Source organism: Nocardioides acrostichi (genome assembly GCF_015319165.1).
GTDB classification, from domain to species: domain Bacteria; phylum Actinomycetota; class Actinomycetes; order Propionibacteriales; family Nocardioidaceae; genus Nocardioides; species Nocardioides acrostichi.
This window is the reverse complement of the sequence record NZ_JADIVZ010000002.1, coordinates 548,709-570,049: the sequence shown is the minus strand read 5'-3', so window position 1 is coordinate 570,049 and position 21,341 is coordinate 548,709. Positions and strand designations below refer to the sequence as shown.

Annotated in this window: 23 protein-coding genes; 5 read left to right on the top strand and 18 right to left on the bottom strand. The window is 71.3% G+C overall.

Annotation, left to right across the window (positions count from 1 at the left end; genetic code table 11):
• Positions 1-223 precede the first annotated feature (223 nt).
• Genes ISG29_RS07595 through ISG29_RS20740 form a run of 3 tightly spaced genes read left to right on the top strand, consistent with a single transcriptional unit; the run spans position 224 to position 2,918 of the window.
• On the top strand, positions 224-883 hold the full coding sequence (locus ISG29_RS07595; protein WP_194502749.1) for an ABC transporter permease: 660 nt from the start codon (positions 224-226) through the stop codon (positions 881-883).
• Positions 884-927: 44 nt separating this feature from the next.
• A complete protein-coding gene (locus ISG29_RS07590) occupies positions 928-2,118 on the top strand; it encodes an ABC transporter ATP-binding protein (RefSeq protein WP_194502748.1) in 1,191 nt (396 codons plus the stop codon).
• A complete protein-coding gene (locus tag ISG29_RS20740; protein ID WP_207792835.1) occupies positions 2,115-2,918 on the top strand; it encodes an ABC transporter permease in 804 nt (267 codons plus the stop codon). Before ISG29_RS07590 ends, ISG29_RS20740 begins: the two co-directional genes overlap by 4 nt.
• 110 nt (positions 2,919-3,028) lie before the next feature.
• On the opposite strand, the gene ISG29_RS07580 is transcribed toward ISG29_RS20740, so the two are convergent.
• The 11 genes from ISG29_RS07580 to ISG29_RS07530 form a co-directional block, all read right to left on the bottom strand.
• Entirely contained in the window at positions 3,029-3,988 is a 960-nt protein-coding gene (locus tag ISG29_RS07580; RefSeq protein ID WP_194502747.1) for a glycine betaine ABC transporter substrate-binding protein, read from the bottom strand.
• Positions 3,989-4,274: 286 nt separating this feature from the next.
• A complete protein-coding gene (locus ISG29_RS07575; protein ID WP_194502746.1) occupies positions 4,275-5,513 on the bottom strand; it encodes a sigma-54-dependent transcriptional regulator family protein in 1,239 nt (412 codons plus the stop codon).
• A gap of 144 nt (positions 5,514-5,657) precedes the next feature.
• Entirely contained in the window at positions 5,658-6,110 is a 453-nt protein-coding gene (locus ISG29_RS07570) for a vitamin K epoxide reductase family protein (protein ID WP_328828355.1), read from the bottom strand.
• Positions 6,107-7,006 (bottom strand): DUF929 family protein, encoded by a 900-nt coding sequence (locus tag ISG29_RS07565; RefSeq protein ID WP_194502745.1) that lies wholly within the window; start codon positions 7,004-7,006, stop codon positions 6,107-6,109. Before ISG29_RS07565 ends, ISG29_RS07570 begins: the two co-directional genes overlap by 4 nt.
• 22 nt (positions 7,007-7,028) lie before the next feature.
• A complete protein-coding gene (locus ISG29_RS07560; RefSeq protein WP_194502744.1) occupies positions 7,029-7,640 on the bottom strand; it encodes a hypothetical protein in 612 nt (203 codons plus the stop codon).
• Positions 7,637-8,905, bottom strand: a complete 1,269-nt coding sequence (locus ISG29_RS07555; RefSeq protein ID WP_194502743.1) for a WXG100-like domain-containing protein — start codon at positions 8,903-8,905, stop codon at positions 7,637-7,639. The genes ISG29_RS07560 and ISG29_RS07555 overlap by 4 nt, the downstream gene beginning before the upstream one ends.
• Positions 8,905-9,219 (bottom strand): hypothetical protein, encoded by a 315-nt coding sequence (locus ISG29_RS07550; protein ID WP_194502742.1) that lies wholly within the window; start codon positions 9,217-9,219, stop codon positions 8,905-8,907. The genes ISG29_RS07555 and ISG29_RS07550 overlap by 1 nt, the downstream gene beginning before the upstream one ends.
• A 5-nt stretch (positions 9,220-9,224) precedes the next feature.
• Positions 9,225-9,866 (bottom strand): hypothetical protein, encoded by a 642-nt coding sequence (locus ISG29_RS07545; RefSeq protein WP_194502741.1) that lies wholly within the window; start codon positions 9,864-9,866, stop codon positions 9,225-9,227.
• Between the two features lie 188 nt (positions 9,867-10,054).
• Entirely contained in the window at positions 10,055-11,197 is a 1,143-nt protein-coding gene (locus ISG29_RS07540; protein ID WP_194502740.1) for an XdhC family protein, read from the bottom strand.
• Positions 11,190-12,335 (bottom strand): vWA domain-containing protein, encoded by a 1,146-nt coding sequence (locus ISG29_RS07535; RefSeq protein WP_328828350.1) that lies wholly within the window; start codon positions 12,333-12,335, stop codon positions 11,190-11,192. The genes ISG29_RS07540 and ISG29_RS07535 overlap by 8 nt, the downstream gene beginning before the upstream one ends.
• Positions 12,332-13,210 carry an AAA family ATPase gene (locus ISG29_RS07530; protein ID WP_194502739.1) on the bottom strand — a complete coding sequence of 293 codons (879 nt, stop codon included), beginning with the start codon at positions 13,208-13,210 and terminating at the stop codon, positions 12,332-12,334. Before ISG29_RS07530 ends, ISG29_RS07535 begins: the two co-directional genes overlap by 4 nt.
• A gap of 94 nt (positions 13,211-13,304) precedes the next feature.
• Between ISG29_RS07530 and ISG29_RS07525 the strand changes: the two genes are divergently transcribed.
• Positions 13,305-13,682 (top strand): DUF2256 and DUF3253 domain-containing protein, encoded by a 378-nt coding sequence (locus ISG29_RS07525; protein WP_194502738.1) that lies wholly within the window; start codon positions 13,305-13,307, stop codon positions 13,680-13,682.
• 40 nt (positions 13,683-13,722) lie between these two features.
• On the opposite strand, the gene ISG29_RS07520 is transcribed toward ISG29_RS07525, so the two are convergent.
• The 4 genes from ISG29_RS07520 to ISG29_RS07505 are packed head-to-tail and all read right to left on the bottom strand — an operon-like array spanning position 13,723 to position 16,447.
• Entirely contained in the window at positions 13,723-14,679 is a 957-nt protein-coding gene (locus ISG29_RS07520; RefSeq protein ID WP_194502737.1) for a phosphotransferase, read from the bottom strand.
• Positions 14,660-15,217: a nucleotidyltransferase family protein gene (locus ISG29_RS07515; RefSeq protein ID WP_194502736.1), complete on the bottom strand. Its 558-nt coding sequence runs from the start codon at positions 15,215-15,217 to the stop codon at positions 14,660-14,662. Before ISG29_RS07515 ends, ISG29_RS07520 begins: the two co-directional genes overlap by 20 nt.
• 10 nt (positions 15,218-15,227) lie before the next feature.
• Entirely contained in the window at positions 15,228-15,896 is a 669-nt protein-coding gene (locus ISG29_RS07510) for a hypothetical protein (RefSeq protein WP_194502735.1), read from the bottom strand.
• Positions 15,896-16,447 (bottom strand): RNA polymerase sigma factor, encoded by a 552-nt coding sequence (locus ISG29_RS07505; protein ID WP_194502734.1) that lies wholly within the window; start codon positions 16,445-16,447, stop codon positions 15,896-15,898. Before ISG29_RS07505 ends, ISG29_RS07510 begins: the two co-directional genes overlap by 1 nt.
• Positions 16,448-16,570: 123 nt before the next feature.
• Between ISG29_RS07505 and ISG29_RS07500 the strand changes: the two genes are divergently transcribed.
• Positions 16,571-18,805, top strand: a complete 2,235-nt coding sequence (locus tag ISG29_RS07500) for an FUSC family protein (protein ID WP_194502733.1) — start codon at positions 16,571-16,573, stop codon at positions 18,803-18,805.
• 100 nt (positions 18,806-18,905) lie between these two features.
• On the opposite strand, the gene groL is transcribed toward ISG29_RS07500, so the two are convergent.
• The 3 genes from groL to ISG29_RS07485 form a co-directional block, all read right to left on the bottom strand.
• Entirely contained in the window at positions 18,906-20,540 is a 1,635-nt protein-coding gene (gene groL, locus ISG29_RS07495; RefSeq protein WP_194502732.1) for a chaperonin GroEL, read from the bottom strand.
• 166 nt (positions 20,541-20,706) lie between these two features.
• Positions 20,707-20,964, bottom strand: a complete 258-nt coding sequence (locus ISG29_RS20470) for a PIN domain-containing protein (RefSeq protein WP_207792834.1) — start codon at positions 20,962-20,964, stop codon at positions 20,707-20,709.
• 95 nt (positions 20,965-21,059) lie between these two features.
• Positions 21,060-21,305, bottom strand: a complete 246-nt coding sequence (locus ISG29_RS07485; protein WP_194502731.1) for an AbrB/MazE/SpoVT family DNA-binding domain-containing protein — start codon at positions 21,303-21,305, stop codon at positions 21,060-21,062.
• Between the last annotated feature and the right edge of the window lie 36 nt (positions 21,306-21,341).

Below are 21,341 nucleotides of genomic sequence, written 5' to 3'. Positions count from 1 at the left end.
ACGCTAGGCATCGTCAGGTTGGACAGTCGTTGGTGCGCACCGATGCGCTGGCCGCATCGCCCCGAGCAGCGGGGCTCGGTGCGCGTGAGAGCAGGCGCCGCGAGCGGCGTCCTCACCCCCCGTTCACCCCCACGCGCAGCCAAAGGTGCGTAAGGTGCGGGGCGTTCCCGACCCGGCCAGGGGCGGTTGCACCCGCAACGCACGCAACCAGGAGAGGCACCGCGTGGAATCCATCCAGAACTGGTGGGACTTCGTCCAGACCCGTCAAGACGACGTCATCAAGGAGTCCCTGGTCCACCTACGGCTCGTGGCGATCACCGTCGTGATGGCCACGATCATCGCGGTCTCCGTGGGCATCTTGGTCTCGCAGCGACCGCTGTTGCGCGCCTTGGCGCTGTCGATCAGCAGCACCTTCTTGACCATCCCGTCGCTGGCGCTGTTCGCGCTGTTCGTGCCGTTGGTGGGCACCGGCAACATGCCCGCGATCATCGCCATGACGATGTACGCCCTGCTGCCGATCCTGCGCAACACGGTGACCGGTCTGGACGCCGTGAGTCCGGCCGTCGTCGAGTCGGCCAAGGGCATGGGCATGAACGGTCGCCAGCAGCTCGTCCGCGTCCGGCTGCCGCTGGCCTATCCGCTGATCATGGCCGGCATCCGCGTGGCCACCCTGCTCACCGTCGGGATCGCCGCCATCGCCGTGCTCGTGGGCGGCGGCGGCCTCGGCGACTTCATCCGCCTCGGCATCAACCAGCAGGGCTTCCCGTTCGCCAACTACGCGGTCGTGACGGGTGTCGTCTTCATCGTCCTCATCGGGCTGGTCCTCGACATCGCGCTCGCCACGTTCCAGCGGTTCACCACCGCGCGCGGCCTGCGCTCCTGACCACCCCGACCACCGCACCTGCACGCGTTCCACGAGAGGAACCCATGACCACAGCGTCCGAGACCCACCTCGATAAGGACAGCGCCTCCGGTGGTGGCAGCAAGATCCACCTCGACAGGGTCGGCAAGACCTACCCCGGCAGCAAGGTGCCCGCGGTCGAGGAGCTGACCCTCGACGTGCCCGAGGGCGAGATCCTCGTGCTCGTGGGCCCCTCGGGCTGCGGCAAGTCGACGACGCTGCGCCTGATCAACCGGATGATCGAACCGTCCACGGGGCGGATCCTGCTCGACGGCGAGGACGTCACCAGGGCCAACCCCGACAAGCTGCGTCGTCGCATCGGCTATGTCATCCAGCAGATCGGTCTCTTCCCGCACCAGACGATCGCGCAGAACATCGCCACCGTGCCGAAGATGCTCGGCTGGGACAAGACGCGCATCCAGGAGCGCACCACCGAGCTGCTCACCACCGTCGGCCTGGACCCCGAGCAGTTCGCCCACCGCTACCCCAGAGAGCTCTCCGGCGGTCAGGCGCAGCGCGTCGGCGTGGCCAGAGCGCTCGGGGCCGACCCCGACATCATGTTGATGGACGAGCCTTTCGGCGCCATCGACCCGATCACCCGCGACCGGCTCCAGAACGAGTTCCTGCGGCTGCAGGCCGAGTTGCACAAGACCATCGTGTTCGTCACCCACGACATCGACGAGGCGATCAAGATGGGCGATCGGATCGCCATCCTGGGTGAGCGCAGCATGATCCGGCAGGTCGACACCCCGGAGCGGATCCTCGCCTACCCGGTCGACGACTTCGTCAGCGACTTCATCGGTACCGGCGCCACGATCAAGGGCCTCAACTTCTTGAAGGTCAGCTCGCTGACGCTGGCAGACTTCCCGACCATGGCGGACGGCGACTCGCCGGAGGCCGTGCGCGGCAAGCTCCAGCAGGCCGGCTACCAGTGGGCCGTGGTGCTCGACGCCGAGAGGCGGCCGAGCGGCTGGATCCACCAGGACGCCCTGGGGGGCTCCGGGGAGCAGGCGCCCATCGAGGGCACGCTCGACAGCGACGGCACGCTCTTCCACGCTCTCGAGCAGATGGTGCAGAGCGAGTCCGGCATGACCGTGGTCACCGGCGCCTCGGGGCGGTTCGAGGGGGTCGTGCGCATGACGGATCTGGCCAAGGCCATCCGACGAGCACAGGTCGAGGCCAGACGGCACTACGACGATCTGGAGGCGAACTCGTGAGCGAGAGCGCTGCACCCCCGACCGCGGCGGCAGCGACAGGTGGCCGCCGCCGCCAACCGGGTGAGCTGTTCGGCGTCGTCAGCCTCGTCGTCGCACCGGTGCTCATCGGGCTGCTCGCCCTCGGCCTCTACCTCTTCTACCAGCACCTCGACCTCGAGAACGCGGTGCAGCAGCAGCGCTCGGCGCTGGCCTGGCGGGGAAAGCTGCTGCCCCAGACCCAGCAGCTGATCCTCATCGCGTTCTACTCGACGCTGCTCGTCATCGCGATCGCCGTGCCCCTCGGCATCCTGCTCACCCGGCCGGCGTTCCGCAAGATCGCGCCTGCCGTCCTGGCCGTGGCCAACGTCGGCCAGGCGACACCCGCCTACGGGCTGCTCGCCGTGGGCCTGATCCTGCTGGGGCAGGGTGCCATCACCGTCATCTACGCTCTCGCGTTCTTCGCGCTGCTCCCGGTGCTGCGCAACACGATGCTGGGCTTGGAGAGCGTCGACCGCAACGTGATCGAGGCCGGTCGCGGCATGGGCATGACCCGGCTGGGCATCCTGCTGCGCATCGAACTCCCGCTCGCCGTCCCGGTCATCACCGCCGGTGTGCGGACGGCCATGGTCATCAACATCGGCATGGCCACCTTGGCCTACACCATCGCGGGCGGCGGGCTCGGCATCACGATCAGCTCGGGTCTGAAGCTGAGGCAGAACGACGTGGTGCTCGTCGGCACCATGCTGGTCGCCCTCATCGCGCTCACGTTCGACTACGTCGGCGCGCTGCTGGAGCGGTTCCTCAAGCCCAAGGGCATCTGAACGCGGCGCAGCACCCCGCAGACGACGAACGCCGCCGCCCTCTCGAGAGGGCGGCGGCGTTCGTGCCTGTCGGCACGCGGCTCAGACTCGAGGCCGCGGGCCGGCAGATCCTACTGGTGGTCCTTGAGGTACTCGGCCATCTTCTCGAGGTCGAAGGGGCCGTCGGAGTCGTTGAGGTCGCCGTTGACCGCGAAGCCGTAGGTGTCGTTGAAGGGCGAACGACCCACCCACTTGATGCCGTTCTGCTTGAGATCGAGTGTAGAGGTCTTGTCGAACAGTTCCTGCGGGTCGCTGCTCGGGTCCTCCTTGCCCAGGTGCACCGTCCAGCCGGTGCCGTTGTACTCGGGGTAGACGTCGATGTTGCCGTTGAGCAGCGCGTCGCGGGCCACCGAGGTGCCGCCGAGGTTGGTCTTGTCGTTCACGTCGGCGCCCTGGGCCTCGAGCGCCTGGCTGAGCATCTCGCCCACCAGGATGTTCTCGGTGAAGTCCTTGGAGCCCACGGTCAGCTTCACGCCGTCGAGCTCGTTGCCACCGTCGAGCATGCCCACGCTGTCGAGGTACTCCTCGGCGACGTCCTTGACCGGCTCGCCCTCGACGTCGACCTTGCCGTTCAGCTCGGCCATCTTGTCTTCGTCGAGACCGTCGAAGATGCCGTCGGCGATGGCGTCGTAGGTGTCGGCGTGCTGCTCGTAGACCTTGTCCTGCCAGGTGAAGGAGAGGTTGTAGAGGATGAAGACGCCCGGGTCGTCGACCAGGTCGATGTTGAGGGCCTGGATGCGGCCGTCGGTGGTGAAGACCTCGCCGAAGTCGCAATTGCCCTTGTCGGTCTCGGTGTAGATCAGACCGGTGTCGAGGATCTTGATCTGGCTCTGCGGGATCTTGTAGCCGGTGGCCTTCTCGAACAGCACCAGGCCGTCGGGGCGGTCGGGGAACTCGGTCTCCATGCACACGGTGGCCTTGCCACTCGCGCTGTCACCGTCGTCACCGGAGTCGCTGACGCCGCAGCCGGCGGAGGTGATGCCGAGGGCGAGGGCGGCGGTCGAGAGTGCGAGCAACTTGTGTCTACGCATGTTCTTCCTTCGATTGGGTGCAAGAGCGCCCAAGTCGTGGGCGGACCGGTCACGGTTCGCAGCACGGCCGTCGCGGCCGACGTCTCGGGTCACCCGAACCGTAAGAAAACTCAGCCGATTTTGCGCCCCTGATACTCCCCGGCGAGACAACGATTCAGTATCATCCGGCCGATTTCGACATCATCGCGTCTGCGCTACACCCCAATGAGTGAGAGATCCGTGAGCATCGCGTGGGGCCATGCGCCACCGCATCGCCCGACCCTCCGACCTTCCCCGGGCCGCGGGCTCAGGCGCGAGCAGCGGCGAGGCGCCCCTTGAGCAGCGGGACGGCGGGGTGCGCGCGGCCTTCGAGCCGGGCCAGGCAGTGCTCGACGACCTCGGTGTCGTACGGCGCGAGCTCGCTGTAGCGGATGACCGCCTCGGGGTCGGGGTCGGCCATGAGCGCCTCACGCAACGCGACCGCGACGTACTCGGCCCACTCCTGGAGGGCCGGCGAGTCGGTGCCCGGCAGCAGGTCGCCGCCGTAGGCGTCGACCGCGGCCCGCACCCGACCCCGGCGCAGCAGGGCGAGCACCCGCTCGACGTCGGTGCTCACGGGCATCATCAGTCGGTAGGGCCGTGACGCGAGCTGGCCACCCAGCGCACGACGCAGGTGCGAGACCTCGGCCTTGAGGGTCGAGAAGGTCACCGCGTGGTCGCCGTAGACCATGGCGTGCAACTGGTCGAGGGAGAGCCCCTGCTCGTGCAGTGCGAGCAGGGCGAGGATCTCGGTCTGCCGGCGGTTGAGCAGCAGCCGTTGCCCGTCGAGCCGCGTCTCGGCGGTGCCGAGGAGGCTGAGCACCAGACCGGGCTCGCCGCTTCCCTGGGCCGGTGCGGCGCCGAGAGGCGTGGCGCTGGCGGGCATCGCCTGCTCGATGAGCCGGGCCATCACCTGGGCGGTGGCCAGGCCGATGGGGTGGGTCCGGTCCCAGGTGGTGGAGAGGTCGAGCACGCCGAGCTGCACCCCCGTGACCGGGTCGTGCACGGGCGCGGCCCAGCACACCCAGTTGTGCACCATCGAGGCGTAGTGCTCGGCGCTGAACACCATGCTGGCGCGGTCGTGCCGATTGGCGAGGTCGAGCGCGTTGGTGCCCGCGGACCGATCGTCCCACTGCGCACCGGCCACGAAGTTCACGCTCTCGGCCTTCCGGCGCATGATGCGCCCGCCGTAGGTCCACAAGATGCGCGTCTGCGGGTCGGTCACGGCGACCACGAGATCGCCGTCCTCTGCGGTGCGCCGCAGATCGGACTCGACCCGCTCGACCGCCGTCTGGAGCGGGGAGTCGCGCCAGTACGACGCGGTCTCGGACTCATCGCCCAGTGGCGCGTAGCGCACATCGGGCTTGACCGTGGGCTCCGAACGGGTCCAGCTGGTGAGGATCTCGGGCCGTACGAACTGCTCGGCGTGGTCGCCGTGCTCGACGAAGCAGGTCCATGCCTGCATGCTCCGGCGCTTGCGCTCAGCGAGGTCGTCGACAGCGCTCATGGCCTCTCCCGAAAGGAGCAAGTGGTCCGGACGGCGCAAAAGTAGCACCGCGTGTGATAGGGGTCACCCTCACAAGGGGGGCGTGGCGACGTCCGTGGAAGCGCCGAGGACGCGGCTCGACCGGGTCGCCCGCCGGTGGGCGGCTCACCGGGCCTCGGGGTCGTGCAGGGCGTAGGCGAAGAGCACGGCGACGAACTCGAGGACCACGATCACGTGCACCCCGGTGCACCAGAGGCAGATGGCGTGGATCCGGTAGAGCTCGGCCCACACCAGGTAGAACACCGCGACCAGCCCGGCCACCACGGCCGCCCAGCGCAGCGCATCGACGGCGCGGTGACGCGAGCGCCACGCGGGCGGCGATGTCAGCGCCACCAGGGCGACGAAGAAGCCCAGCCCGAGGAGCTCCACCGGTATCCCGAGGACGCTGGAGTAGCTGCTGCTGGTCACCTTGGCGCAGTCGATGCGTCCCGTGGCCGGGCACGCCAGGCTGGTCGAGCCGGTGACGTGCTCATAGGTCAGGTAGGCAGCGATCCCGAGCCCGGCCACGGCCAGGACGAACGTCGTCCACCGCAAGGGGGCGGGAAAGCGCGAGGTCACGAGCCGAGCTTCGCGGCGGCGGCCTCGACGCCCGCCGAGTCGCACACCGAGCCCGGCTGGCCGTCGGTGAGCCGGCAGAACGCGGCGCTGAACACGTTGGCACTGCCGAGGATGGCCTGGCCGACCTCGCTGCTCGGGTCGTTCATGGCCTCGGCGACCTGCTCGTGACTCATGCCGGCGAGCAGTCCCGGGTCGAGACTCGCGCCGGAGGAGACGAACGCGCCGCCGAGGTCGATGAACGGGATGCTCCCTGCCTGTCCGGAGACGTACGGCGGCTGGTCGTAGGTGCCGAAGGTCTTCTCGTCGTCCTTCGACAGCGTGTCGAGGGGCGCGTACCCGTTGCCCTGTCGTTGGTTGCTGGAAGTCTCGACGCCGGTGAAGGCCAGGTACTTGCTCGTGTAGGAGGAGCCGTGGAAGCTCAGCGTCGAGGTGTCGGGGTACACGTCGTCGTGCGCCGACGCGGTCTGCCCCAGATCCTCGAACGTGCCGAACCGCGACAGCGCCGCCACGACGGCCCACCGCTCTGCGGCGCAGTAGGGGCAGTACTCCGCGCCCACGTAGAGCACGCGCGGCTTGTCGTCCTGCGTCAGCGCCGGGGCCTGGATGGCGCTCGGCGGATTCTGCGCCGTGCCGGCCCCGACCTGGTCGAAGGCCGAGGCCGAGACACCCGTGGCCCGCGCGAGCACGTCGGCCGACGCCGCACCCGTCTGCTGGCTGGCGCCCGCGTGCCGGTGCAGCCCGATGCCGACCAGGGCCGAGCCCACGATGACCAGCGCCACCACGGTGAACGACGCCAGCATCAGCCGGGAGCGGCGTCGCTCACGTGCGCGTTGTCTGGCGACCATGGTGGCCGCCTCGGTGCGGCGGGTCGCGGACTTGGCCTGCTTGCGGGCCACGAGGCTCCTCTCTGGTCGAGGTCTATTGCGGACGACGCGACAGCGTCGGGTGCTCCACCTCGCGCGAGGCCGCGTGCTGCGCGAGCCAGGCGATGCGCTCGAGATCGCGCACCAGCATCACCGCCTCGCGGCGAGGGGTGACCCACTTCATCGGCAGCAGCACGGCCATCGTGATGAGCACCGTGAGGACGGGCGACCACCACGTGTACCAGGTGAGGTAGGCGCCCCAGCCGATCAGACCTCCCGCCACCAGGGCGAGCACGAGCCCGACGCGGTTGAACCGGGTCGCGGTGGAGGTGAGGTCGAGGCGCAGCACGCGGCGATCGACGTCGACGGTGCCGACGTAGCTCATCGGGTAGGACCACGGGCCGTAGTAGGCGATCTGCGGATTGGGCCGCACGACCTTCTCGCGACGCCCGTTCACCAGCCGGCCCGTCTTGACCAGCGAGACCGCGCCCCAGTAGAGCCAGGGGTCACTGAGGCCCAGCTCGGGAGCGTCGAGGAACGACTGCGAGACCGGGACATCGGCGGTCCGGCAGCCGGTGGCGAGGACGGCGACCGCGGCGTCGCGGTCGTCGTCGCTCATCTGGTGCGTCACGCGTGCGACCTCGGCGCCCGTCTGCGACACGCTCATCCGGCGGCCTCCAGTTCGCGTTCCAACTCCTCGCTCAGCTCGTGGTGGTGCTTGAGCCAGTCCTTGACGAAGTCCTGGACACCGTCGTAGGTGACGGTGGCCTGCCGGGGCGTCTGGGCCAGCTCTCGCCAGATCTTGCGGGTGATGCCGGGCGGCAGGTTGAGGTCGTGCGCGACCTGGGTGAGCTGCTGGTCGGCCGCGAGCACTCGGTTGACGGCCTGCGGATCCCGCGAGAGCACCTGCGCGAGGTTCGGCATGTCGATGAGGATCGTGGGGTCGGAGTCGAAGAGCTGCTGGTACTTGCCGGCCAGGTCGCGGATGTGCTGGCTCTGATACGGGTCGTCGCGAAGCGCGGCGAGGCTCTCGGGGTCGTCCTTGTAGAGGGCTGCGAAGTCGATCGCGAGCTTCCGGTCACCCGCGATCTGCGCCTCGGCCTGCTTGATGGCACTCGCCTCTCGGCCCAACGCTCCCTCGAGGGCGCCGCCGCCACCACCGAGCAGGGCGGCCACGAGGAGTTCGTTGATCGAGGGCATGCCCTCGCCGCTGATCTCGGATCCGGCGATGTCGCCCGCGCCCATGACGCCGCCGCCGAGCAGAGCCCTGGCCGGGATGCCGAGCTCGAGCAGCTCCGCGACGTCCATCGCTCCACCGAAGATGCCTCCGGTGAGCGTCGCCACCCCGAGCTCCTCGTAGTTGAGGTCGGTCACGGTGAGACCCTTGCCCTCGCCGACGTGGGCGCCCTCTTGGAGGGAGACGGAGAACTCCAGGCTGAGCCAGGCGCCCCCGACCGCGCTGCCCATGACACCGGCGATGCTCTCGGCCGCGATGGTGACGCCCAGCTCCTCGAGCAGGCTCGCGATGGCGGTCGCGGCGGCCCCGATGGCGGCGGTGTCGGCGACGGCGTCACCGATGCCGAACGTGAAGATGCCGACCACGATGCCGACAGCGGCCGCCGCGGCGAGACCCTCCATGATGTGCTCGTACTTCGTGTGCGCCTCGTCGATCTTCTCCGCCACCGTGCGCAGGTTCTCCGCGATCGTGCGGGCGTTCTCGGCCCCGGTGCGCTGGTTCTCCGCGTAGGTGTCCCAGATCTTGACGAAGCCGTTCTTCGCCGCCCCCTTCTGCTGCTCGAGCTCGGCGACGATCACCTTGTCTGCGGCATCGACGGCCTGCGAGATGTCGTCGGCCAGCGCGTCCCAGGCCCGGGCCGTCTCGCGAATCCCCTCCGGGTCGCCCCCGGGCCAGCCGGGCAGTCCGAAAGCCATCAGTGGCCACCCTTCTTCGACGCGTCGCTCGCGAGCTTGCGGTCCTGGTTGCGCATGACCTGGGCGGCCACGGCGAAGGCGTGGCCGAGCTGCCCGTAGCCGGAGTGGGTGTGCTCGAGGAACGTCAGCATCTCCTCGCGCTGTTCGTCGTACTCGCCGTACATCTTCTCGCCCTTGTCGGTGAAGTCGCCGTCGCTCAACTGGTGCGCGCTGGTGAACGCCGACCTCGCGGTCTCGATGCTCTCCTGGGCGGTCGCCATCGCCGTGGCTGCCCGGTCGAGCGCGGCGTAGTCGATCTCGAGGTCGGCTCCCATGGCCCTCAGTGACCCTCTCGGAACAGTCGGTGGACGCCGGAGACGGGGCCCAGGAAGTCGCGCAGCGCCGCGTCGAGGGACGCATCACCGGTGTCGATGGCCGGCACCGGTCCGTTGCCGGCGTCGAAGTCACCGAGTCCGCCGGGCCGGTGACTGTGCACCTCGCTCTCGAGCGAGCGTCGAGCTGCGTCGGCCTCGCGCGCGGCGTCGCGCAACTGACCCTCCAACGCGGCGGCGCGACGCTGCTTGTCGGCGTGGCGGGCGGCCGCGCCGTCGTCGGTGCCGGTCTCGGCGGGGGCGGTCACGACGACGCCCTCGTCGATGCCGCTCACGTCGAAGCCTTCGCTCAGCGCCTCGTGCCAGAGGCTGCGCCACCGGGTCTCGCACCGGTCGAGCGTGCCGGCGAGCCGGTCGACCCCGTCGGCCACCACGTAGGCGTCACTCACCATGCGGGTCACGACGCTGTGGGCATCGGACCACCGGCCCGCCAGCGCCGCGGCCGAGGCGCGCTCGTAGTGGTCGGCCGCCGCGTGCACGTCGTCCATCCGGCGTTGGGCACGGGCACCGGTGAGCTCGGTGTCCTCGGCGTCTTGCCTGGTGGTGGAGGCGAACCGCCTCAAGGTGGCGCTGTCGCCGAATCCGGTCACGGCTGGTGGATCCTTCTGGTCGAACGCTGGGGGTGGGGGACCGCGGGTCGTCGCGGTCGCGTCACCGAGAGGGCCGACGTGCCGGGCAAGATCAACGGTAAAGAGCAGGTACCCACCGTTCCTGACGGAAGGCGAAGAGAAGCCTGAGAAAGTTGCCGAGGTCTACGAACGGGGCGCCCGCCCTGGGATCAGGCCGACGGCACCGCGAGGTCGCGGTGGATGCGGCCCGCGGTGGTGCCCAGACGCTCGCCCGAACCGCCCCAGCGGCCCGCGATGATCTCCGCCGCGATGCTGACCGCGGTCTCCTCGGGCGTGCGCGCGCCGAGGTCGAGCCCGATCGGGCTGGAGAGCCGCGCCAGCTCGACGTCGGTGAGACCGGCCTCGCTCAGCCGCGCCATCCGATCGTCGTGCGTGCGTCGTGACCCCATGGCGCCGATGTAGGCGACGCGCGGCAACCGCAGCGCCACCTCGAGCAGCGGGACGTCGAACTTGGGGTCGTGGGTGAGCACGGCGAGCACGGTGCGCTGGTCGATGCGACCGGCCTGCGCCTCCGCCTCGAGGTAGCGGTGCGGCCAGTCGACGACGACCTCGTCGGCCTCGGGGAACCGGGTGGCGGTGGCGAAGACGGGTCGGGCGTCGCACACGGTCACGTGGTAGCCGAGGAACGACCCCACCCGCGCCACCGCGGCGGCGAAGTCGATGGCACCGAACACGAGCATGCGGGGCTTGGGCGCGAAGGCCCAGACGAAGACCCTCATGCCCTCACCGCGACGCTCACCGTCGGGGCCGTAGCCGAGCGTGGCGGAGTGGCCGCTGGCGAGCAGGCCGAGGGCATCGTCGCGCACGGCGTCGTCCATGCGGGGCGAGCCGAGGGAACGCGACAGCGCCTCGACGCCGGGCCGCACCAGCACCCGGCGTCCGAGGACAGCGGGGTCGGGATGCTCGACCACGGTGGCCAGCGCGACCGGCCGGCCGGCCTCGATGTCGTCGGCGATCTCGCCGAGCTCGGGGAACGTCTGCTGCGAGACCTTCTCGACGTACACGTCGAGGATGCCGCCGCAGGTCAAGCCCACCGAGAACGCGTCGTCGTCGGAGACGCCGTAGCGCTGGAGCACCGGGCCTCCGGAGCCGACGACCTCCTGCGAGAGCTCGTAGACCGCGCCCTCGACGCAGCCGCCCGACACCGAGCCGACCGCGGAGCCGTCGGGTCCGAGCAGCATCGAGGCCCCGGCCGGGCGGGGGGCCGACTGGAAGGTCGCGACGACCGTGGCGACGCCCACGGTCTCGCCCGCGCGCCACCACTGCATCAGCTCGGGCAGGACCTCACGCACGGGCGATCACCTCGCACAGCTCGGAGTAGGTCGCCAGGGAGTGCCCGGCGAGGAAGTCGTCGACGTGCGGCAGCACCGCCACCACCCCCGCCTGCACCGGCTCGTAGCCGGACTTGCCGCGATGCGGGTTGACCCACACCACCCGGTGCGCGAGGCGGTGCAGGCGCGCGACCTGCTCGGCCAGCAGCGAGGGGTCGCCCCGCTCCCAGCCGTCGCTGAACACGACGACGACCGCTCCGCGGGCCATGCCGCGGCGTCCGTACCGGTCGCCGAACGCGGCGAGGGTCTCACCCAGGCGCGTGCCGCCGGACCAGTCGGGCACGGCCTGCCCGGCCGCCACCAGCGCGCGTTCGGCGTCACGGCTGCGCAGGGCGCGGGTCAGGTGAGTGAGCCGGGTGCCGACGGTGAACGTCTCGACGTGACCCGGGGCGGTCTGGGTGAGCCGGTGCGCCAGGCGCAGCAGCGCGTCGGCGTACCCGCTCATCGAGCCGGAGACGTCGACGAGCAGGACGACGCGGCGCGGCCGGGTCGCGCGCCGCCGCCACGCGATCTCGGCGGGCTCGCCGAGACGGCGCAGGCTCGCGCGCACGGTGTGGCGAGCGTCGACCTGACCGCGGTGCCAGCGCTGGTGGCGTGAGGTGCGGCGTCGCGGCGCCCGGGCCGGCAGGGTGTCGAACAGCGCCGCGAGCCGTGCCTTCTCCCCCGGCGTCAGCGACGCGACGTCTCGTCGGCGCAGCACCTCGGCGTCGGTCGACATCGCGCGCACGATGTCATCGTCCAGGTCGTCGTCCAGGTCGTCGCTCTCGCCCGCCTCCTGGTCGCGCTGCGAGAGCGGCATCGTGGCGAGCACCGGCCGGGACGCCGCCGCCGGACGCGTCCGGGGCAGCTCACCGCGCTTGTCGAACCACGCCTCGAACACCTGGTCGTGCCGCACGAGATCCTCCGGGGTCGCGCAGAGCGTGGCGTGCCCGGCGGCACGCACCGCGCGCGGGTTCTCGGCCCCGACGAGCACCGTGGCCTGCAGGAACGCCTGGGAACGATCAGGAGTCACGGGCACGCCGGCCGCGCGGCAGGCGGCGGCGAACCCGAGCAGGATCTCCTCGGCCGGGTGGTCGGTCGTCACGGGGTCGGTCGTCACGGGGTCAGCATCCGGTCCAGCGCCTGGCGCACGCGGTCGGCGTCCTCGCGGTACTTCACGAGTGCGCCCAGGGTGCGGGCGGCGGTGGCGAGGTCGAGGTCGGCGCACCCGAGGTGAGTCAGGGCTCGCGCCCAGTCGAGGGTCTCGGCGACGCCGGGGGGCTTCATGAGGGAGACGTCGGTCCGCAGCCGCTGGGTCACGCCGGCGACCTGGCGGGCCAGCTGCTCGGGCACCTCGGGCAGCCGGGACCGCACGATCTCGACCTCGCGGTCGAGACCGGGGTGGTCGATCCAGTGATAGAGACAGCGGCGCTTGAGCGCGTCGTGCAGCTCGCGCGTGCGGTTCGAGGTGAGCACCACGAGCGGCGGGGTGGCGGCGCGCACGGTGCCCAGCTCGGGGATGGAGACCTGGTAGGTCGAGAGCACCTCGAGCAGGAACGCCTCGAACTCGTCGTCGGCGCGGTCGACCTCGTCGACGAGCAGCACCGCGGGCGCGCGCTGGAGCGCTGCCAGCACGGGTCGGGCGAGCAGGAATCGCTCGTCGTAGAGACTCTTCTCGGCTTCGGTCGCATCCGTGCCGCCAGCCGCCTCGAGGGCGCGCAGGTGCAGCACCTGCCGCGGGAAGTCCCAGTCGTAGAGCGCCTGCGTCGCGTCGATGCCCTCGTAGCACTGCAAGCGCAGGAGCGGCAGGTCGAGGGTCTGCGCGAGCGCCTCCGCCAGGGCGGTCTTGCCGGTCCCGGGCTCGCCCTCGAGCAGCAGGGGCCGAGCCATGGCCAGGGCCAGGTACGTCACCGTGGCGAGCTCGTCGTCGCAGAGGTAGCCGGTGGCGCCGAGTTGCTCGGCGACCGCAGCGGCGTCCTGGAGGTCCGTGGCCATGGCCTCCAACCTACGGGCTGTGGCGTTGGTCACGGGTTGGGCTCGGCACCTTCCGGGGGTGGGGTCCGTGCTGGGCGCCGGTCAGGCTGGAGCCATGCCCGAGCCCGAGCCCAAGACGTGCGCCTCCTGTGGGCGCCGCATCGAGTGGCGCAAGAAGTGGGCGCGTGACTGGGAGAACGTCCGTTACTGCTCCGAGGAGTGCCGGCGCCGCAAGGTCACCGCGGTCGACCAGCACCTCGAGCGCACCGTGCTCGACCTGCTGGAGCAGCGGCGCGGCGGCGCCACGATCTGCCCCTCCGAGGCGGCCCGCGCCGTGGCCGGCGACGACGCGGACTGGCACGACCTCATGGAGCCCGCCCGACGGGCGGCCCGGCGGCTCGTGGCGGCGGGCGAGGTCGAGATCACCCAGGGCGGGTCGGTCGTCGACCCCTCCACCGCCAAGGGTCCGATCCGGATCCGGCTGACCCCCTGACGGCTGTCGTCTGCGCGGGGGTCTCCTTGAGCGGACCACCTCAGAGGAGGGCGGCCGCGGTCTCCAGGAACGGGGCCCCGACTCGCGGCGCCCCGAACGAGGTGACGTAGAGCCCGGTGGAGACCCGTTCGACGAAGGCCCACGCCCACACCCGCTCCGCATCGACGCCGGGCCAGTCGGCCCGCTGCGCCACGTGGCGGCTCCAGGCCCGCAGCGTGGCGCGAGCCTCGGGCCGCCGCAGCCGGGAGGACCAGTCGCGCAGGGTCACGCCCAGGTCGTGGGCCGGGTCGGCCCGGAACCCGTCGGGGTCGACGAAGACCCACCCACTCCCTCGGCCATCCGGTGCGCGCAGGCAGTTGGCCGGGTGCGGGTCGCCGTGCGCCACGACCGTCGGGCCGCCCCACCCGGCCAGCGCCTCCGCGTGGTCGAGAGCCGTCCGGATCACCTCCGGGCTCGCGGCGTGGTCGAGCCGAGCGTCGAGATCGCGGATCATGTGGAACAGGGACACGGCCTTGTCGTCGGTCGCGGCGGCGTTCCCGGCCTCGTCATCGAGACCCGGCCCGATCGCCGCGGTCCATGCCTCGCGCAGAGTGTCGGCGAGGACGTCGAGACGGGCCAGCGGCTCCGCGAGATGGTGCTCGAGCTGGCCGCCGAGGTGCTCGAGCAGCACCGCGTCGGACTCCGTGTCGTGGCCGAACAGCCGGGCGTAGCCTCGCCCCCCGGCCGCCGCGAGCACCCGCGCCTCGTCGGCGAGGGCGGCGTCCGGCACCGGGATCTTGACCACGCGACGCTCCCCGGTAGCGGTGCGGGCCGCGACGACGTAGGACGCCGAGCCGCCCGGCAGCGCTCGCCCCCAGGTCAGCGACCAGACGGCCGCCAGCCGGTCGAGGGTGCCCGGCAGCGCCTCGTGCCACCTCTGGCCGGCCTCGCCGAGGGTGGCCACCCGCGCCCGGGTCAGCGGCTGGAGCCGGAGTCGGTCAGCGGGAGTCGACGTCACGGCCGGTGGCCAGGTCACCGCACTCCACGAGCGCGGCCTCGTGCTCGACGAGATACCCCCGGGCGCCCTGGTCGCCGTGCGCGGAGCGGGCGGCGGCCGTCCAGTGGTCGCGGCCCAGGAGCACGGGATGTCCGGGCACCCCGCCGTAGGCGGCGCGGGCCAGGGCTCCACGCCCGTCGTCGGCGGCGAGCAGGCGGACGACGACGTCGGGCACCAGGTCGGGCAGGTCGACGAGCGAGACGACGGCGATGTCGGCCGGGCCCGCCGTCAGCCCCGCGAGGCCCGCTCGCAACGAGGCGCCCATCCCGGCCTCCCAGTTCTCGGCGATGACCACGGCCACGCCGTCGAGGCCGCCGAGCAGTCGCACCGGCTCGGCCACCGCGGCCCCGAGCACGACCGTGACGCCCTCACAGCCGCCCTCGGTCAGGGTGCGCACCCCGCGCTGGAGCCACGATCCGGCGTCGTCGTGCACGAGGGCCTTGGGCTGGCCCATACGCGAGCCGGCCCCGGCGGCGAGCAGGAGTCCGGTAGCCGTCATCGAGGTGCGCTCACTGGTTGAACGCGGTGGCGTAGAGCTGCTCGATGTCGGGGCTGTCGGCACCGGAGTAGCCGCACAGCATCAGGTCACCGCCGGTGGCGGCGACGTAGTAGCGCTGGCCTGCTCGGAAGTCGACGGACTCCACGAGCCCGCTGAGGTCGGAGCTGGGCGCCTCGATCTCCACCACGTCGGTGGCCTTGCCGGCGTAGAAGTCACCCGGGTCGAGGGTCACGATGCCGCCCTCGAGCGAGGTGACGGTGCCCGAGAACGCGATGTCGGCCGCGGCGAGCCGGTCGGCCGTGGGCGTCATGCAGCGACCGTCGACGCCACTCCCGGCCCGGATCGTGGTCACCGTCTCGTCGCCGGGCTGGACCGTGCTCGACCCGGCGACCGGTGAGGAGTCGTCGTCGCCACCGAACACGGCGATGCCGCCGACCCCGGCGATCACCACGGCGGCGGCCGCGGCGAGCACCCAGGTCAGTGGGCCGCGCCCGGTGCGGATGATCGGCTCGGACGGCGTCTCGAGGGTGTCGCGCTCGGTCTCGGTGCTCGGGTGGTGGCTCATGGCTTCCTCCAGCAGTCGGGCCACCCGGGTCGGGTCGGCCGGCGGCAGGTCGGCAGCAGGGTCGGCTCGTCGCAACGCCGCGCGCAGCTCGTCGTCGGATGGCTGGTCAGTCATCACTGCTCCCTTCCTCTCACACGTTCATGTCCGCCCGCGCCGTCGTTCTTACCGCCCTGCTCGAGAATCTCCCGCAGCCGCCCCTTGGCGCGGTGCAGCCGGACCGAGGCCGCGTTGGCGCTCACCTCGAGCACCTGCGCGATCTCCGCGGCCTCCAACTGCTCCCAGGCCCAGAGCCGCAACACCTCGGCGTCGTCGCTCCTGAGCTCTTCCCACGCCTGGCGGACGGCCCACGCGAGGTCGTCCTCCGCGCCGTCGAGCGGGCCGGGCTGGATCTCACGAGGCGGATCGAGCGTCGCCACCTTGCCCTGGACCCGTCGCTGACGCCGGGCGGCGCGCTCGAGGTTGGCCAGACAGTGACGTGCCACCCCGTACACCCACGGCAGCGCCGGTTCCGGTACCTCCTCGAGCCGTCGCCAGCACACCAGCAGCGTGTCGGCGAGCGCATCGTCGGCGCTGTCGGCGTCGCTCCGTCGGGCGAGGAACCGGCGCACCGGCTCGAGCACCTCGCTCGCGAGCGCCTCGAAGCGCGCCGCCCGATCGGCATCCATGCATCGATCCTGACAGAACCGCGGGTCCAGGGTCTCGACCGGCCCGCGACCCCCGAGGGAGGCGAGTCCTCGCGGGGGTCGCGCGGGGTGTCCGGGGTGGGGTCGAATGCGATGATGGGGGCAGTGAGCACGCTGTCAGCCGGACGTCACGCCGGCGAACGTCCCCCGGAGCGGGTCCGGCTCCTGGTGCTGGAGCTGCTGGACCGACTGCGCGCCTCCGATCCCGGCCTGGGAAGGATGCGGCAGGGCCTCAGCGCCGTGGTCTGTGTCGGCACGGCGCTGCCGGTGCAGCTCGGTGTCGGGCGTCTGCTCGACTACCCCTCCCAGATCTCCTTCGCCGTGACCATGTTCGGCGCCGTGGTCGCGATGCTCGGGTCCAACGCGCTCATCGGCGCGGAGCGGCGCGCCCGGGTACGGCTGGCGGCGTGCTTCCCGATCGCGGTCGCGGTCGGCCTCGTCCCGGCCACCCTCGCGGAGGGCCGCGATGCGCTCAAGATCGTCGGTTTCACGGTGGCGCTCTTCCTCGCCGTGTGGGTGCGCCGGTTCGGGTTCGACTGGTTCTTCTACGGGTTCATGGCCTGGATGGGCTTCTTCTTCGCCACGTTCCTGCAGGTGACCTGGAGCCTGGTCCCCCACCTCATCGTGGCCGCCGTGGTGTCGAGCGCGTGGGTGCTGCTGCTGATGAGCACCGTCTTCCGCGGCGACCCCGGGGCCGTGCTCCGGTCGACCCTGGCGGCCTTCTTCGCCTCGGGCCGGTCGGTGGCCCGCGAGTGCGCCGATCTGCTCGAGGTGGCGCCGGACGACGTGCGCCGTCGACGCCGCGCGTTCCGGGCGGTCTCGCGGCGGCAGGCGTCGATGGCCGAGGCCGGACTTCTCGCCGACGCATGGTCGGCCGAGCGCGGCGGCGTCCCCGAGGGGTGGTCTGCGACCGCGCTGCGCCGGCGTCTGCTCGAGACGCACCAGGCCGTCGAGCGCTTCGCGGCGGCCTCGCGCAACCTCGTCGACGGTCCGCCGGCCCTCGCCCAGGAGGCTCGTCGCACGCTCGACCACGTGGCGCGTCGCCGCGACCACGCGGCGTTCGTGGCCGCGCAGCGTCTGCGACGCGCTGCGGACGCCGACCGCGAGCGGGGCGGCGAGTACTGGTGGCCGGCGCGCTTCGTGGCGCTCGGGGTGCAGGAGTTCCTGGCCTTCGACTCCGCGGCCGACCGGCCACCCGAGGTCGACCCCGGCGAGGTCGAGTTCGAGACCGCCAGCACGCTCGTCTTCGGCGGTCTGGCGGGCTCTCCGGCGGTGGCGCGCGACGTCCGCGCGCGGGCCGGCCGCTACAACCCGCTGGCGAGGGTCTCGATGACGACCCGGCAGGCCGTCCAGGTGGCGATCGCCGGCGCGCTGGCGATCGCCCTGGGGCTGGCGCTCTCACCCACCCGCTACTACTGGGCGGTCATCGCGGCGTTCGTGACCTTCACCGGCACGGGCACCCGCCTGGAGACCTTCCGCAAGGGAGTCGCCCGCGTCGTCGGCACCCTGGTGGGCCTCGGGATCGCGATCGTGCTGGCGCATGTGACCGCCGGCCACCCGGTGCTGGTGTTCACCGCGATCCTGGTCTCGATCTTCTTCGCTTTCTACCTGATGAAGGCCTCCTACACGCTGGCCACCTTGTTCATCACCGTGCTGCTGGGGCAGCTCTACACCGTGCTCGGCACCTTCAGCGACGGGCTGCTCGCGCTCCGTCTCGGCGAGACGGCCCTGGGGGCGGGCGCCGGGGTACTCGTCGCGCTGCTCTTCGCGCCTCTCTCGACACGCGACACCGTCGTGGCTGCCCGCAATGCCCTCTTCGACGCCATGGCCGACCTGCTCGACGGCGCCGCCCGCTACGCGGACTCGCCCACACCGGCCGGGGCCGTACGGCTCGACAGCCGATCGCGCGTGCTCGACGACCGGGCGCGCGGGCTCTCCTTGGTCACCCAGCCGCTGACCCGCTCCTCGCTGGTCGGCCACTCCAGCCGGAGCACCCGGATCCGCCTGAGCCGGATCGTCGCCGCCGTGCACCAGTGCCGGGCGCTGGCGTTGGATCTGCAGAGCCAACCGGCCCACCTGCTCGGTCAGTCGGCCGCCGCATGCGCGTTGCTGGCCGACGCGGTCCGCAGCCTGCGCGCCCAGGGCCTCGGCGAGGGTGCGCCCGAGGCGGTCGACCCGCTCACGCGCAGCTCTCGGGCGCTGCTGCCCGAGCGCGACGGCGACCCGATGCGCGACGACGACCCCGTCGTCCGACACCTGCACCATCTGGCCGCCACCCTGGCGCAGCTGGCCGAGGCCGACCCCGCCACCGTGCTGGCCCCTCAACCCCATCGGACCTGACCCCGGCTGGGTCGCACGCCCACCAACGAGCACCGGCCCCGACTCCCTGTGCGGGAGCCGGGGCCGGCTGGCTGCTCTCAGCGAGCGATCGAGCGGTGGATCAGAAGTCCATGCCGCCCATGCCGCCCATGTCGCCGCCGCCGGGCATGGCGGGCGCCTTCTCGGGCTTGTCGGCCACGACGGCCTCGGTGGTGAGGAAGAGCGCCGCGATGGAGGCGGCGTTCTGGAGCGCCGAGCGCGTCACCTTGGCCGGGTCGATGATGCCCGAGCCGAGCATGTCGCCGTACTCGCCGGTGGCCGCGTTGAGGCCGTGGCCCGGGGTCAGGCCGCGGACCTTCTCGGCCACGACGCCGCCCTCGAGGCCGGCGTTGATCGCGATCTGCTTGAGCGGGGCCTCGATCGAGACCTTGACGATGTTGGCGCCGGTGGCCTCGTCGCCGGTCAGGTCGAGCTTGTCGAAGGCGTTGGCGCCGGCCTGCACGAGGGCCACGCCACCGCCGGCGACGATGCCCTCCTCGACGGCCGCCTTGGCGTTGCGCACGGCGTCCTCGATGCGGTGCTTGCGCTCCTTGAGCTCGACCTCGGTGGCCGCGCCGACCTTGATGACGGCCACGCCGCCGGCCAGCTTGGCCAGGCGCTCCTGGAGCTTCTCGCGGTCGTAGTCGGAGTCCGACTTCTCGATCTCGGCGCGGATCTGGTTGACCCGACCCTCGATCTGGGCGGCGTCGCCGGCGCCCTCGACGATGGTGGTCTCGTCCTTGGAGATCGTGACCTTGCGTGCCTGGCCGAGCAGCTCGATGCCGGTGCTCTCCAGCTTCAGGCCGACCTCCTCGGAGATGACCTGGCCGCCGGTGAGGATCGCGATGTCCTGGAGCATGGCCTTGCGACGGTCACCGAAGCCGGGGGCCTTGACGGCCACGGACTTGAAGGTGCCGCGGATCTTGTTGACGACCAGGGTCGACAGCGCCTCGCCGTCGGTGTCCTCGGCGATGATCAGCAGCGGCTTGCCCGACTGCATGACCTTCTCGAGGATCGGCAGCAGGTCCTTGACGTTGGAGACCTTCTGGTTGGCGATGAGGATGTAGGGGTCCTCGAGCACGGCCTCCATGCGCTCCATGTCGGTCGCGAAGTACGCCGAGATGTAGCCCTTGTCGAAGCGCATGCCCTCGGTGAGCTCGAGGTCGATGCCGAAGGTGTTCGACTCCTCGACCGTGATCACGCCCTCCTTGCCGACCTTGTCCATCGCCTCGGCGATGGCGTCGCCGACGGTGGTGTCGCCACCGGCGGAGATGGTCGCGGTGGCCGCGATCTGCTCACGGGTCTCGATGTCGGTCGCCATGCCGAGCAGCTGCTCGGAGACGGCGGCCACGGCGGACTCGATGCCGCGCTTGAGACCCATCGGGTTGGCGCCGGCGGCCACGTTGCGCAGGCCCTCGCGGACCATGGCCTGGGCCAGCACGGTGGCGGTGGTGGTGCCGTCGCCCGCGACGTCGTCGGTCTTCTTGGCGACCTCCTTGACGAGCTCGGCACCGATCTTCTCGTAGGGGTCCTCGAGCTCGATCTCCTTGGCGATGGACACACCATCGTTGGTGATCGTGGGGGCGCCCCACTTCTTCTCGAGCACGACGTTGCGGCCCTTGGGGCCGAGGGTGACCTTGACGGCGTCAGCGAGCGTGTTCATGCCGCGCTCGAGACCGCGCCGGGCCTCCTCGTCGAATGCAATCAGCTTGGGCATAACTCTCAGCGATTCCTTCGCATGTCAGAGCTGTGGACGGCCCGGTTCGTCGCCCGCGACGGTACGGCCGCCAGCCGCTCGCCGAACCCTGCTCGACGACGCTGCCGACCTCGACTCCCCAGACCGGGGATCTGGCACTCTCGCATGGAGAGTGCCACCGCCATTATTAGCACTCGCCTCCAGCGAGTGCAAACAGTTCTCGCGCCCGCAGCACGACGGCTCGGAGCACGACGGCTCGGAGCACGACGTAGTGAGCGTGCACGAAGTCGTAGGTGGCACGCGCCCGCCGATCGCGCGTGAGCAGCGTCGCCGAGTGGTGCACGGCGGTCGCCGCGATCAAGGCGTCGTACACCGGGGCGATGCGGTGCGGCGCGGGAAGGCGGGTGAGCACGGAGTAGGTCTCGAGCAGTACGTGCGCCGACACCGCGCCGACCGGGCGAAGCGCAGCGCGGCACGCCTCGTGCGCGGAGTGTCAAGCAGCCACGGCCGGCACCAGCACGCTGGTGTCGCAGGTGTGGCTCACCGACGCGTGGCCTCGCTCGCGTTGCGCACGTCGTCGTCGGACAACGCCGGCAACTCATCTGCCGGCACGATCCGGGGCAGATCTCCCGAGACGTCGACCGAGACGTCCGCTGGAGCCGACTCGATCTCGATGCGTCCGTCGGTGAACACCACATCGACCACCTTCCCCGCCGGGAGACCCATCGCGTCTCGCACCGACTTCGGCACCACCAGACGGCCGGCGAAATCGATGGTAGTGCGCATGGCGAGAACCACCTTGCCTCATCCAGGGGCCGGACC

Excerpts from the sequence above, each read along its gene's own strand:
- ISG29_RS07590 (WP_194502748.1), top strand. The coding sequence starts at position 928 with ATGACCACAGCGTCCGAGACCCACCTCGATAAGGACAGCGCCTCCGGT.
- ISG29_RS07580 (WP_194502747.1), bottom strand. The coding sequence starts at position 3,988 with ATGCGTAGACACAAGTTGCTCGCACTCTCGACCGCCGCCCTCGCCCTC.
- ISG29_RS07575 (WP_194502746.1), bottom strand. The coding sequence starts at position 5,513 with ATGAGCGCTGTCGACGACCTCGCTGAGCGCAAGCGCCGGAGCATGCAG.
- ISG29_RS07560 (WP_194502744.1), bottom strand. The coding sequence starts at position 7,640 with ATGAGCGTGTCGCAGACGGGCGCCGAGGTCGCACGCGTGACGCACCAG.
- ISG29_RS07555 (WP_194502743.1), bottom strand. The coding sequence starts at position 8,905 with ATGGCTTTCGGACTGCCCGGCTGGCCCGGGGGCGACCCGGAGGGGATT.
- ISG29_RS07550 (WP_194502742.1), bottom strand. The coding sequence starts at position 9,219 with ATGGGAGCCGACCTCGAGATCGACTACGCCGCGCTCGACCGGGCAGCC.
- ISG29_RS07530 (WP_194502739.1), bottom strand. The coding sequence starts at position 13,210 with ATGGCCACGGACCTCCAGGACGCCGCTGCGGTCGCCGAGCAACTCGGC.
- ISG29_RS07525 (WP_194502738.1), top strand. The coding sequence starts at position 13,305 with ATGCCCGAGCCCGAGCCCAAGACGTGCGCCTCCTGTGGGCGCCGCATC.
- ISG29_RS07515 (WP_194502736.1), bottom strand. The coding sequence starts at position 15,217 with ATGACGGCTACCGGACTCCTGCTCGCCGCCGGGGCCGGCTCGCGTATG.
- ISG29_RS07510 (WP_194502735.1), bottom strand. The coding sequence starts at position 15,896 with ATGACTGACCAGCCATCCGACGACGAGCTGCGCGCGGCGTTGCGACGA.
- ISG29_RS07505 (WP_194502734.1), bottom strand. The coding sequence starts at position 16,447 with ATGGATGCCGATCGGGCGGCGCGCTTCGAGGCGCTCGCGAGCGAGGTG.
- groL (WP_194502732.1), bottom strand. The coding sequence starts at position 20,540 with ATGCCCAAGCTGATTGCATTCGACGAGGAGGCCCGGCGCGGTCTCGAG.
- ISG29_RS07485 (WP_194502731.1), bottom strand. The coding sequence starts at position 21,305 with ATGCGCACTACCATCGATTTCGCCGGCCGTCTGGTGGTGCCGAAGTCG.